This is a genomic window from Microcystis sp. M015S2 (assembly GCF_020245945.1).
In the GTDB taxonomy this organism is placed as follows: Bacteria; Cyanobacteriota; Cyanobacteriia; order Cyanobacteriales; family Microcystaceae; genus Microcystis.
In genome coordinates this window covers 1-12,877 of record NZ_JADBTX010000097.1, presented here as the reverse complement: position 1 = coordinate 12,877, position 12,877 = coordinate 1, and the positions used below count along the sequence as shown (strand labels likewise).

At 44.4% G+C, this 12,877-nt stretch carries 12 protein-coding genes and 2 pseudogenes; 4 read left to right on the top strand and 10 right to left on the bottom strand.

Annotated elements, in window-relative coordinates:
• Positions 1-132: 132 nt before the first annotated feature.
• Positions 133-1,638, top strand: a pseudogene (locus IM473_RS17115) (class I SAM-dependent DNA methyltransferase); the annotation flags it as partial.
• 134 nt (positions 1,639-1,772) lie between these two features.
• Here IM473_RS17115 and IM473_RS17110 read toward each other — a convergent pair.
• Positions 1,773-2,009 (bottom strand): hypothetical protein, encoded by a 237-nt coding sequence (locus tag IM473_RS17110; RefSeq protein WP_287659494.1) that lies wholly within the window; start codon positions 2,007-2,009, stop codon positions 1,773-1,775.
• A gap of 223 nt (positions 2,010-2,232) precedes the next feature.
• Here IM473_RS17110 and IM473_RS17105 point away from each other — a divergent pair, with 223 nt between their 5' ends.
• Both IM473_RS17105 and IM473_RS17100 read left to right on the top strand, forming a co-directional pair.
• A complete protein-coding gene (locus IM473_RS17105) occupies positions 2,233-2,901 on the top strand; it encodes a lysophospholipid acyltransferase family protein (RefSeq protein ID WP_287659485.1) in 669 nt (222 codons plus the stop codon).
• Between the two features lie 197 nt (positions 2,902-3,098).
• Positions 3,099-3,347 carry a hypothetical protein gene (locus IM473_RS17100; protein ID WP_271931191.1) on the top strand — a complete coding sequence of 83 codons (249 nt, stop codon included), beginning with the start codon at positions 3,099-3,101 and terminating at the stop codon, positions 3,345-3,347.
• Here IM473_RS17100 and cbiB read toward each other — a convergent pair.
• From cbiB to IM473_RS17085, 3 genes are read right to left on the bottom strand one after another with little or no spacing between them, the layout of a single operon-like run.
• On the bottom strand, positions 3,318-4,298 hold the full coding sequence (gene cbiB / locus IM473_RS17095; protein ID WP_287659486.1) for an adenosylcobinamide-phosphate synthase CbiB: 981 nt from the start codon (positions 4,296-4,298) through the stop codon (positions 3,318-3,320). The two genes, IM473_RS17100 and cbiB, sit on opposite strands and share 30 nt — an antisense overlap.
• A 2-nt stretch (positions 4,299-4,300) precedes the next feature.
• Positions 4,301-4,774, bottom strand: a complete 474-nt coding sequence (locus IM473_RS17090; RefSeq protein WP_287659487.1) for a GFA family protein — start codon at positions 4,772-4,774, stop codon at positions 4,301-4,303.
• Positions 4,722-5,165, bottom strand: coding sequence for an Rrf2 family transcriptional regulator (locus tag IM473_RS17085; protein WP_002783777.1), 444 nt, complete (start codon positions 5,163-5,165; stop codon positions 4,722-4,724). Before IM473_RS17085 ends, IM473_RS17090 begins: the two co-directional genes overlap by 53 nt.
• A gap of 300 nt (positions 5,166-5,465) precedes the next feature.
• Between IM473_RS17085 and IM473_RS17080 the strand changes: the two genes are divergently transcribed.
• Positions 5,466-5,855: an AbrB family transcriptional regulator gene (locus tag IM473_RS17080; RefSeq protein ID WP_002737568.1), complete on the top strand. Its 390-nt coding sequence runs from the start codon at positions 5,466-5,468 to the stop codon at positions 5,853-5,855.
• Between the two features lie 163 nt (positions 5,856-6,018).
• Here the strand turns inward: IM473_RS17080 and IM473_RS17075 are convergent.
• The 6 genes and pseudogenes from IM473_RS17075 to IM473_RS17050 all read right to left on the bottom strand — a co-directional run.
• A pseudogene (locus IM473_RS17075) lies at positions 6,019-6,199 on the bottom strand (transposase); the annotation flags it as partial.
• Between the two features lie 236 nt (positions 6,200-6,435).
• Positions 6,436-7,185, bottom strand: coding sequence for an SIMPL domain-containing protein (locus tag IM473_RS17070; RefSeq protein ID WP_287659488.1), 750 nt, complete (start codon positions 7,183-7,185; stop codon positions 6,436-6,438).
• 462 nt (positions 7,186-7,647) lie between these two features.
• Positions 7,648-8,946 (bottom strand): phosphopyruvate hydratase, encoded by a 1,299-nt coding sequence (gene eno / locus IM473_RS17065; RefSeq protein WP_287659489.1) that lies wholly within the window; start codon positions 8,944-8,946, stop codon positions 7,648-7,650.
• 46 nt (positions 8,947-8,992) lie between these two features.
• Positions 8,993-9,754 (bottom strand): DUF3887 domain-containing protein, encoded by a 762-nt coding sequence (locus tag IM473_RS17060; protein WP_287659491.1) that lies wholly within the window; start codon positions 9,752-9,754, stop codon positions 8,993-8,995.
• Positions 9,755-9,869: 115 nt separating this feature from the next.
• Entirely contained in the window at positions 9,870-11,948 is a 2,079-nt protein-coding gene (glgX, locus tag IM473_RS17055; protein ID WP_287659492.1) for a glycogen debranching protein GlgX, read from the bottom strand.
• 278 nt (positions 11,949-12,226) lie between these two features.
• Positions 12,227-12,877 (bottom strand): DUF4351 domain-containing protein (locus tag IM473_RS17050; protein WP_287659493.1); only part of this gene is annotated, 651 nt, incomplete at its 5' end.

The following is a 12,877-nucleotide window of genomic DNA, read 5'->3' as shown; positions in this document are numbered from 1 at the left end:
CGGGCTACATCAAATGTTCCAAAAAAATATAGAAGAGCTAATGCAAATTAGCCGCTATCGGTTGAAGGATTACATCAAAGGACAAAGAGCGATATCGCTTGCCCTATCTACCTTCTAGCTCGCTTGTCCCCCTCTCAGGTGGCGATGTGGTTAATTGATCATCAGATGAATATTAAAGTTAGTAATACTTTTGGTCAGTATTTTGTGCGTTTACCATTAAAGAAAGCGGCAAAGATTGTTCATGGAAATGCCTTGCGGATTGATTGGGAGGAAGTTATATCAAAAGAGAAGCTCAATTTTATTTTAGGAAATCCTCCTTTTGTTGGTGCGATGATTATGAACGATGAGCAAAGGAATGATATGGCTTATGTTTTTGACAGTGAGAAAGGAATAGGCGTTTTAGATTATGTGTGTGCATGGTATATTAAGGCTGCTCAAATAATTCAGGGCAATAGAATCAGGGTTTCTTTTGTTTTCACAAATTCTATATCTCAAGGTGAGCAAGTTGCATTACTTTGGAATATTCTTTTTCAAAAATATCAGTTAAAAATTCATTTTGTCCATCGTACTTTTAAATGGAGTAATGAAGCAAAAGGAAACGCCGCAGTTCATTGTGTAATTATTGGCTTTGGAAGTTTTAATATAACAAATAAAATCCTATTTGATTATGAAGATATTCAAGGTGAATCATTAGTCATTCAGTCTAATAATATTAATCCCTATTTGGTTGATGGAAGTGACATCATTATTTCTAACCGAAGTTTTCCTTTATCTAATGTTCCATTAATGCGTTTTGGTAGTATGCCAAGAGATGGTGGTAATTTTATTTTTACAGAACTGGAAAAAGAAGAATTTTTAAAATTAGAGCCGAAGGCAGAAAAATGGATTAGACCTTATACAGGAGCGCAAGAATTTATTAATGGTTATAGTCGCTACTGTCTATGGTTAATTGATATTTCTCCCAGGGAATTAAAGACATTACCAGAAGTCATAAAAAAAGTAGATAAGGTTAAAAATTTTAGATTAAAAAGTAAAGCTGCTTCTACTCGCAAATTTGCGGCGACACCTACTCTATTCTGTCAAATAGCACAACCCGAAACGAATTATTTACTTGTTCCCCGCGTCTCATCTGAAAGAAGAAAATATATTCCAATAGGTTTTATGAATAAAAATGTGATTGGTAATGATCAAGTTTTATTAATTCCTAATGCAAATTTATATTTATTTGGTATTCTTACTTCAGAAATGCACATGGCATGGGTTAAATATGTGTGTGGAAGATTAAAAAGTGATTATCGTTACTCAAAAGATATTGTTTATAATAACTACCCCTTTCCTGAAACTGCTACCGAAAAACAAAAACAAACCGTCGAAACTTGCGCTCAAGCTGTGCTAGATACTAGGGCAAAATATCCTGATAGTAGCCTTGCGGATTTATATGATCCTTTAACCATGCCTCCCGACTTGCTCAAAGCTCACCAAAAACTCGACAAAGCCGTTGATTTGTGTTATCGTCCCCAACCCTTTACCAATGAATTAAATCGTATTGAATACCTCTTTGAACTCTATGAAAAATTAACCGCTCCCCTACTCCCTACCAGCAAACAAAAAGCCACGAAAAGAAAAAATTATCAATAACCGAAAATGCTTGCTTGTCTGCCTTTTATTTAGTGAATAGTGAACAGTCAACAGTGGAAAAAACTGATATAGTGCTATTGGGAGTAATCAGGTACAGCGACTTTCTTACCCGTTCTCCCTTCCCCTATCAAACCCTAGAAATCATCGGGAATAATCCATTGGGTCGGTTGCGTCAGTTTTTTCAGTCTAGCGGCTTCGGCCATTTCTAACATCTTTTCCAAAGAAGTTTCGGCAATAAATTTAGCTGCTTCGGCGGCATGAGCTTGATTGGGGCATTTATCGCCTAAAATACAACCATTTAGGCAATCTACAGCACAATTTACCTGTTTTTCCCTAAAAAATCTCTTTTTCTGACTAGATTTGGCCTTTATATTTTAACCCAACTTTTTTTCAGTACCTAGGCAAAATTAATTACACATCTTGCTAATCCTTTTGGCGCTCTCAACCGTAGGTAAGTAATTATGCCAGTTAAGAAAGCGGCACTCTTAACCTTTCCCTAACCGATAAATTGCTATACATTTTAATTGTGTGAGGAGTGAGAAGAAAGCAAAGTCCTTGGGGTCGAAACACGGCAAGACTCCCAAGGGCTTTTCCATGTCTAGGGAACACTTGTCAGTCATGAACCAGCCTCAAGAGCGAGAACCTTTTGCCAGTTTAGTTTTATATCATCTCTTTAAATGGTCGTTCGTTAGCCCCACCCTACACGGCTATTTTCGCGGTCGCGTTTACGGAGTGGAAAATGTCCCCCAGCGTCATCCTCTGATTATCGTCTGCAATCACGCCAGTTACTTCGATCCACCCCTATTATCCTGTGCCGTGCGTCGTCCCGTAGCTTATATGGCTAAAGAAGAATTATTTACCATCCCGATTTTAAAACAGGCGATCGCTCTTTATGGGGCCTATCCCGTCAAACGCAGCAGTGGTGATCGCGGGGCAATTCGGGCGGCGATGGCAGCCTTAGCAGCGGGCTGGGCAGTGGGAGTGTTTCTGGAGGGAACCCGCACCGAGGACGGATTAATCCATCAACCAAAACTAGGCGCGGCGATGATTGCCGCTAAAGCGGGAGTTCCCCTGTTACCCGTCAGTTTGTGGGGGACAGAAAAGATTTTTCCAAAAGGTTCTTCTTTTCCCCATAGTATTCCCTTAACTATTCGCATCGGGGAAGTGCTGCCGCCACCGATTTCTAGCAAAAGAGAAGCTTTACAGGCAGTTACCGAGCGCTGTGCCGAAATTATTAACGGATTACACGCCCTCGGACGCTAAATTGACCTTTTAAACAGGATTTAGTCTTAGATTTCTTTCCCCGACACTTTCAAGTCGGGAATCTAGGCTAAAATTGGCATAACTCGACCATCGCCTCGACCATGTTCTTTTTTGTCCTCGGCTTCAATCTAGGCTTAACTTTATTTAATTGCTTTCTAGTCTGGAAATTGTGGCAATTGCGGCGGATTTTAGGGCGAGTGACCAAAATTTTAAACCGGGTGGAACGACGTTTACACCACATTTTTTACCCCGCCCCCGAATATATTGTTATCGCCGGGGCGAAAACCTATTATCTCCGACAAAACTATCAACGCCTCTGCGGACAGATACAGATACTGCAATCCCTATTCTTGACCTTCTCCCTGATTATCCGTTACTGGCAGCGTCAATCCCGTCAACGCCGTCGCCTCTGGTCGCTAAAATTGAGCAAAATCTCTAGCAATTAGGCAGCTAACAGCGATCGCTAACCAAAGTAATACACAAGTACGGGTTAAATACAAAGCCTGTTCGACGGTTTTAACGGTAATCGGGTTGAGGTTATCGCCTAATAAAGGTTTTTCCACAATCTGGCCCCGATATTGATTTTTCCCCCCCAATTGCACCCCCAAAATCGCCCCATAGACGCATTCACTCCAACCGGAATTAGGACTAGGATCCCGACGGGCATCGCGCCAACAAATGCTTAAAACCCGCCCTGGCCGGCCCGAAATTAGGGCGAGAGTTAATACCGTCAAACGACAAGGTAGCCATGTCAAAACATCCTCGCTTTTGGCACTAAACCAACCCATATGGGTGTAGGGTGGCCGACGATAGCCAATCATCGAATCGAGGGTACTAGCGGCTTTATAAGCGCAAGCGAGGGGCACTGGTCCCACCCCCAGAAAAGCACCGAGAAGGGCATAAAAAAGCGGCGCGGTAACTCCATCGACACCATTTTCACTGACGGTTTCTAATAGGGCGCGGAGGATTTCTTCCTGGCCGAGATTATCTGTGTCGCGACCAACGTATAAACTTAGTTGGCAACGAGCTAAGGTGATATTTTCAGCTTGTAAAGGTGCGATGACGGTTTCGGCAGCCCTGCGTAAACTTCTACCGGCTAAACAACTAGCCAAGAGAATCACTTGTACTAGGCAACTCAGCAGCAAATTGACCTGACCTAACCATTCGATTCCTAGCCAAGTTAAGACCCCGGCCAAGATAATTAAACCTAGTCCCAGAATTATGCCCGCTAAACGTTGGCGAATTTTTTCCCGCGTCCAATTAAGGATAACTTTTGTGGCAACGGCAATAATCGCCCCCATCACCTGCACTGGATGAATCCATCCCCAAGGATCGCCGACCAGATAATCTAAAACTGCCCCTAATACTAAAATGATCGCCGTTGCCGTTTCCTTCACAATTACTCCCTTTTCCCATCGACATCCCGAATTTTCTCAATATTGTCTTCCCAGTTAGCCCCATCAAAGAACTGGATCTGAAAATCCCCTAAGACATTGCCATCCAAACAGCGCAGGTTTATATCTATAGCGTCAGGATGGGAGCGGGGACGATAGAAAGGATGAATACCACAAACACGACAAAAATAATGTTGGGCCCTGTGGGTATTAAATGTATAGGTACTTAAGAAATCTTCACCGCTTAGGAGGGTAAATTGTGCTGAAGGAACAATCAGATGCAGAAAGCCTTTTTTCTGACAAATGGAACAATTACAGTCTAGAGCTTGATCATGCTCGATCGCCACTTGAAAACGGATCGCTCCACAGTGACAACCTCCCCCATAAATCTTTGCTTGAGTTGTTGCTGTCATAACTTCTAAACTACTAAACAATAAAGCTGGTTTCCTCTCCCCTAGCGGCGATCCAGCTACGCGCATCGTAGTATAAATCGGCTAAGGTAATCTTCCCCAGGGCCTCTTTTAATTTCTCGTGGAGGTGTTTCCAGATAGTAAATGTCACCCAATCTTCTGCCTGTTCGTCCCTGGGATGATAGCCTGATAATGGCTCGATCGTCTCTCCCACCGCCTCCAAAATTTGCCCCAACGAGATACGATTTGCCGGCCTGGCCAATTGATAACCCCCTTGCGCTCCCCGAAAGGAACGAACTAACCCCGCTCGTCGCATTTCTATCAGCAATTTCTCTAGATAAGCGGCCGGGATATCTTGACGCAGGGCGATCGATTTTACCGATACGGGAGTTCCCCTCGGTTGTAAACTAAGATCCAGCAAGGCTTTAACACTATAGTGACCCCTAGTTGTTAGCTTCATTATCCCTCATTTTTACCTCTTTATCTCTATCCTAGCCCCTGCTCTCATTGATGACAGAAAGGCTAACCTCCCTTCCCTCAGCATCTCGATCAACATTGATAAATTCTGTTAAGATTTTGATCGAGAGATAGAGTCTAATCAATTACAATCAATTTCCTCAAGCAAGTGATAATTTTTAGTTTATACCGTGTAAGATAAGTGTAGAGATCAATCGTAACCCGATTGTTTCTGGTCAGGGGGAGCAATTCTCCTCGACTAGCCTTGATGACCCTAACCTTTACTTATCTACTGCAAACTTAAATGAACACAACTACCAATCCAGAACCCCTGACCGGCCTCGAACTAATTGAGAAAGTTAAACAGCTAGGCAACCTCAGCAAAGAAGAAAAAGCCCGGGAATGCGGCTACTATACCATGACAAAAAATGGTATTGAACGCGTTAATATGATGAAATTTCTCAATGCTTTAATCGATGCCGAGGGGATTGACTTAGATAGCAGTGCCAATGGACACGGACGAGGTGGGCGCTCGGCCAGCTACCGGATCAGTGTCCAATCAAATAATAATCTCCTGATCGGTTCGGCCTACACCAAAAAAATGGGACTCAAACCGGGAGATGAATTTGAAATTACTTTGGGGAGAAAACATATTCATCTCAAGCAAGTTGGCGCCAGCGACGACGACGAATAGCCATAATTAAGGAGAGAGCCGTTTCACTCTCTCCTTGCAGATAGGGTCTGCTGAAAAATTCACTCCAGAAATCATGCTATTGAATGCCACTGATTTGTCGCCCAATTGATAAGTTTTACTTAGGCAAAACAAATTTAAACATGATTTTTATTAAAGAGAAGGACTATCTTAGTTCATTTGTTCGCAAAAAAGCCAGAAAGACAAAAAAAGCCCAAAAAAACTGCCGAAGCAGTTGGGAAAGATTGACAACCAAAAAGATAATAGCAAGGACAGTTCCTGAAGTTTCAGGTAGTTTTGTCATGACCAGATTGAAACTAAAATCTTCTCTTAGCTTGTCCGGACTTTCTGGGAGCATCTCAGATGTGCAGAAATAACGACAATCAACAATGATCAGTCATCCTTAAATTAGTACAAATGCCACAAAGCCGCGTCTAAGCATCCCACTCCAAAAGCTAATCTGCGGCGGTATTGAGGTAAAAATCGCCAATAACGGCCAATTTTAAGCAGAGAGTTTCTCTTGAAAAATCCCCACTGGGTAGATTGACAAAAATCAGATGCACCCGTAGGTAAAGACTGTAATTCACTCGATCCCGAAAGTTACCGAAACGACCGCGGTAATATCTTTGTCGATGGAGGAGGTGTCGTAAATTCCCGAATCGCTCACGTCAGTGGAATTGCGCGAGGTGATCTGAAAAACTCCCGTTTTCGCATCGCGCACCCTTCCCACCCGACTGCCAGTACTACTAGCGATCGCCTCAGCCCTCGCTCTCGCATCCTTGGTCGCCGCCGCCACCATTTCCACCCGCAGCTTATCCAATTGGGTGTAAAGATATTGGGGAGGTTCAGAGACGAGGCTAATTCCCTCCTCAATCAATTCCGTTACCTGCCTAGAAAGTTCCGTGTAACGGGCCACATCGCTCGCTCGGATCTCGAAGCGTTGGGTGAGACGATAGGCGAGAATTTGTCCGGTTTCCTGGCCGTTAGCTGTTACTTCGGGAATCGCCATCGTCTCGATCGCGTTAGTGGTGATTGCGTCCTCGGGAACTTGTTTTTCTTTGAGATAAGCTCGTATCCGCTCGGTTTGCCGGATCAGATCGCGGTAGGCGTCCCGGGCGCTGGGTTGTTGACTGGAAACCGATAAACGCCAGAGAAGATAATCGGATGTAATCGCCCTTTTGGCCGAACCGGTCACGACAAAAACATCGCTCGCCCGTTTCACCGCCAAGAACGAGCGCGCCGCTATCCACGAACTCAAGACGAGAGCGATCGATAGCACCGATAAACCCGCGAATACCTGTGGGAAACGTTGGAATATAGAACTGTCTTTCATCATCCCCCATCCTAGAAATCCGACGTTTCTATCCTATGCTAGTAGCGAGTGCCTTGAAATTATTATTTACAAAAATCAATGGAGGTCGAAATCTGACGGGAAGCTTTCCCTTCCCCAAAAACTCCCTAGCGCTGACGGCGACAACGCCCGATAAGTTCAGCTTGACCATGGAATGGGCTTTATCCCCCTCTGTTTAACCCGAACTGTGGTTAAATAAATACTTCGCCGAAAAAGGTTTCAGCGAAGTACCACAATAGTCAGTGACCAGTTATCAGTTATCAGTACCTTTAATATAACACCTTTGGCCCAAAAATCATACCTTTGTGCAGAAAAAAGGCCAAAAATAAATACTTCGCCGAAAAAGGTTCCAGCGAAGTACCACAATAGTCAGTGACCAGTTATCAGTTATCAGTGTTTTTAGTATAACACCCTTTTTCGATCACTGCAAACTTTTTTCAAATTTTAGGCCAAGAATTTTGGACCCAAACCGACTTTCGGCGCGTACACCGCCCGATCGCCCAATTCTTCTTCGATGCGTAATAAGCGATTATACTTAGCCACTCGTTCACTGCGACTGAGAGAACCAGTTTTAATCTGTCCGGCATTAGTAGCTACCGCCAGATCTGCGATCGTAGTGTCTTCCGTTTCTCCGGAACGATGACTGATAACAGAACGATAACCGTGACGGGTAGCCAGGGCGATCGTTTGTAGGGTTTCCGTCAAAGAACCGATCTGATTGAGTTTAATCAGGATCGAGTTAGCAATACCCAGATCGATCGCTTTTTGCAGACGGATGGGATTAGTCACCATCAAATCATCGCCCACCAACTGAATCCGCGCCCCCAGTTTATCGGTCAATAATTTCCAGTTATCCCAATCTTCCTCGTGTAAACCGTCTTCAATAGAAATAATCGGGTAGCGATCGACTAAACTAGCCAAAAAATCCACCATTTCGGCGGGAGAATGGGAAGAACCATCGTAGATGTATTGACCATCCCGATAGAATTCACTGGCGGCCACATCCATAGCTAAAGCCACCTGCGACCCCGGTTTATAACCAGCACGTTCGATCGATTCGATCAAAATATCCAAAGCTTCCTGATTTGAACCCAAATTCGGAGCATAACCGCCCTCATCGCCCACACCGGTCAGTAATTTGCGTTCGTGCAAGGCCTTACCCAAAGCGGCGAATACTTCCGCCCCCCAACGCAAACCCTCCTTAAAAGAATCGGCCCCGATGGGGAAGATCATAAACTCCTGAAAATCGACGTTATTATCAGCGTGAGAACCACCATTGATCACGTTCATCATCGGGACGGGTAGCACATTAGCCATCGGACCCCCCAGATAACGATAGAGAGGCAAGCCCAGATCCGCCGCCGCTGCTTTGGCCGTAGCCAGAGAGACGGCTAGGATAGCATTAGCCCCTAATTCTCGTTTATTGGCCGTGCCATCGCGATCGATCATAGCTAAATCGATACTAGCTTGGTCGAAAGCATTCATCCCTTCCAAAACCGGGACAATTTTTTCGTGGACATTGCGAACCGCTTTCAGGACACCCTTACCACCGTAACGCTGGGGATCGTCATCGCGCAATTCGTGGGCTTCAAAACTGCCCGTAGAAGCGCCACTGGGGACTTGGGCCAAACCCATTGCCCCCGATTCTAACAGCACTTCTGCTTCGATCGTGGGACGGCCGCGGGAATCTAGAATCTCCCTAGCTGCGATCGCTTCGATGGGAACTTCGATTTTATCTAACATAACTTATCGTCTCCAACTCAATTTACGCGGTAATTTCGGCTGATTACTAATTGCCTAAAGGGAAATCCACGTTGACAATCTGCTTTTGATCATCAAAAACGAGGATTAAAGTATCCGTCAGTTTTTCAAATTGAATCGTCACCAACACCAGATCCACACCGTCCGTATCCGAACCTTTTCTGACCTGAGTTCCCACGATCCGACGCACGGGGCCGGTACGCTTAAGTAAATTCTCCCAAGCGCCTTGTACTCTGGTGGGGAAAACCTCAGCTTTTAGGAAAGGGTGTAGATAACCTCTGGCCAGGCCGTAGTCTTTATTGGCCAAAGCCTTGACAAAAGCATCGCCAATCTCAGAAATACTACGAAATTCGGGAAAATCGGCGGCAATTACCTGACCGGACTGGTTAAAGGTAATTACCACATCTTCAGTGAGTTTCTCAAATTCAACGGTGACAATCACCAAATTGGCATTGATAGCATCGAGTAGCTTGCTTTTGACAATGCGCTTAAACGGTCCAGTATGGTCAGTTACTTGGCTTTCCCAGACCCTTTGCAGTTTTTCGGCAGTCCAGAGGGGTTTTAGTTGGGGTGACAAAGCTGCAATCACCTTGTCGTATTTTTTAGTTCCCAACCATTCTACTAACTGCCGAGCTTGCTTTTCTTCTCGGACGGGATCACCAATAGCGATCACGTTCGGTTCTAGGTTCGCCTGTACCGGTGAAACGCTGAACGCGGTCCAAGGCAGGGAAAAACCAATTAAACACAAAGAGAGAATCGATACCCGTTTAGCTAATGAAAGCCGCATCATTTCAGCTATTGCTCCGCAAATAAATAACGTTTTTCCACTTGACGATTGAATTGATGCCATTGTTCATTAGTTAAAGCATTCAACATCGCTCGATCGGGTAATATCTCTCCCCTTGTTATACTGGTTTAACGATTAAAACTACCGCCGAACGCGCTTGCACCCGATAGGTTTCCGATTCAATAGCAGCTGCGGCATCTAAATCACAGGCTGCCTCGGACAATTGCCCAGCAGTATCGATGACACGATGCCATTTTTCCTCTGGGAATAGGGGGGGTAACTGGAAGTCGAGAGATTCCCAGTAAGCGTTCAGCATAATGTGTAAATACTCATTTGCCTTGGGATGACGCAGGGAAAAAGCTAAACTGCGGGAATCTTCCGACCAATCGGGTTTACTCAACTGTACGCCATGCCAACTGAGATGGGGTTCAAGACTGGTATAGGTGACTTCTAGCAATTTTTCCTGACGGAAAAGAGCTAATTTTTTATTAAAATCGATCAGTCTCCTTACGAAACACCAAAGATCGAACTCTTGCTCTACCGCACTCCAATCGAACCAACTTAACTGGTTATCCTGACAATAGGCGTTATTGTTGCCCTTTTGGGTGCGTCGCACTTCGTCCCCCATCAACAGCATAGGTGTTCCTTGGGAAATGAACAGGATCGTTAAGAGATTTTTTATTTGTTGCAGTCGCAGGGTTTTAATCGCCTCGTTATTGGTTTCCCCTTCTATCCCACAATTCCAGCTAAAATTATCGTTGCAACCGTCCCGATTCTCCTCGCCGTTAGCCTCGTTGTGTTTCTCGTCGTAGGACACTAGATCGTTAAGGGTAAAGCCATCGTGACAGGTAACAAAATTTATACTTCTATTGACATCAGTGTTAGGTCTGTGGTATATGTCGGGGCTTCCTAAAATCCGCGCCGCTAATTTCGTGACTATGCTGGTATCTCCCCGGACAAAAGCGCGTACATCATCGCGAAAAGGCCCATTCCACTCGGAAAACCAATCGGCAAATTCAACAAATTGACCGACACTATACAATCCTGCCGCGTCCCAAGCTTCGGCGATTAATTTTGTGCCAGCTAAGACCGGATCCGATTCGATCGCCCAGATCATGTTATAACCTTTTTGCAGGATCGGTTCCCCGTCCACATTGCGCGATAATACGGCCGCTAGGTCAAAGCGAAAACCATCCACGTGCATTTCTGACACCCAATAGCGCAAACAATCGAGAATCATTTTGCCAACAATCGGATGACTGCCCTTGAGGGTGTTACCACAGCCGGTATAGTTGCTATAGAGGCTTTTATCGACCGCATCAAGGATGTAGTAGGTGCGATTATCGATACCTTTCAAGGAAAGAGTCGGCCCGATTTCGTCCCCCTCGGCGGTATGATTGAAAACCACATCGAGAATCACTTCGATCCCCGCTTTGTGTAAAGCTTTCACCAGATCCCGAAATTCATTCAAAGGACCCAGGGGTGAGCGATCGCTACTGTAACCGGCATGGGGCGCAAAAAAGCCGATCGTGCTATAACCCCAATAGTTAGTTAACCCCGGCATGGCCGCAGCGGGATCAAAGTAATGAATCGGTAACAATTCCACGGCAGTAATGCCTAGGTTTTTCAAATAGGGTATTTTTTCGATTAATCCCGCAAAAGTACCTCTTTTTTCCTCGCTAACGCCGGAATTCGGGTTACGGGTAAAACCACCGACGTGCATTTCGTAGATAAAACTGGCAGAGTAGGGAGTGCGTAACGGTGCGTCATCTTCCCAATCGTAGCAGCCCGGATCGACCACCAGACCCCGCAAAGCTCGATGACAATTATCGCCTTTTTCGCTGGCAGCTTGTCGATCATAAATTTCCGCACCGACAATCGCTTTCGCATAGGGATCAAGAACTACTTTATCAGGATCGAAGCGATGACCCCGGGCTGCATTATCTGGACCATAGACTCGATAAGCATACACTTGACTGGCTCCAATCCCGTGAACGAAAATATGCCAATAGAAAAAAGTGCGATTTTCTTGGGGATTGAGACGAATAATTTGACTAGGTTGCGGGGAATTGGCATCATCAAATAATAATAATTCGATCGCAGTGGCATACTTAGAAAATAGTGAGAAGTTGACACCATCGGCCAAGACAGTCGCACCGACGGGATGGCTTTTACCGTGATCGGTTTCTAAGGTCATTGTCAAGAGATAAGAAGTGATTAGGAGTAGTATAAGATTATTCGGCGTTTTTGAATCAAGCTATGAATGCTAACTGTGTATCGCAGCCAAAAGTTAGTTGGGGTCTAGGTTTTAAAAATCTCACCTAAGAAGATTCAGAACTCAAATTAGCAACGTCAGATTTTAATGGAGATGGTGTGATTAATTTTCAAGACCTTGCCCTATTCAATAAATTTATCAATTTTCCGAACAATTAAGAAAAAAAATATAGGAGTTTTAAATGACCTTTCCCGAATATTCTAGGCTTGATTAAGCCAATTGATTAAGTCAGCTTGACTCTTAAAGTCTAGTAATGCTTCTCCTAAGTCTTCTAATTTTTCTACGGTTAGTTTTTGGATAGTTTCGGTAATATGCGGGGGAAGTTCACCAAAACGTCGGTTAAGTAAGCGTAGCACTAGATTGGCTTCTCCTTGTTGAAGTCCGATAGCTTCTTCTTGTTGAATAGCTTTTTCTCTATCTTGTTCGTATAAAGGGGCTAAACGCATAATAAATTTACTCTCTTCCTGGGTTCTTTTTGGTAAGGCTTGCAAGTTCCTACTCAAATTGTATAATAATTTTAAGGCAGCTGATTTGAAAGGATGATTAGAAGATAATGCCTCTAATTCATCAATCGCTCTGCTTCTGGTTCCTCCTCTACCTAATAATCTTAACCAAAGGGTTTCAGGGGTTTCGGGTAATTGATGCAGGACAATAAGGGATGTGGTTAATGCTGGGGCTAAAAAATAAATTCCTTCTCCCCAATCTGGATTATTGAGAGCGGAAAAAGCAGTTATAATTCTTTGACTGGCCGTAGGAGTTAGTATCCATAGTCTAGGGATATTTTCTGCTAATAAGGGTTGTTGATTGCGGTGAGCTTCTCTTTGTAATTGTTCCCGCACAGTCAACAGTTT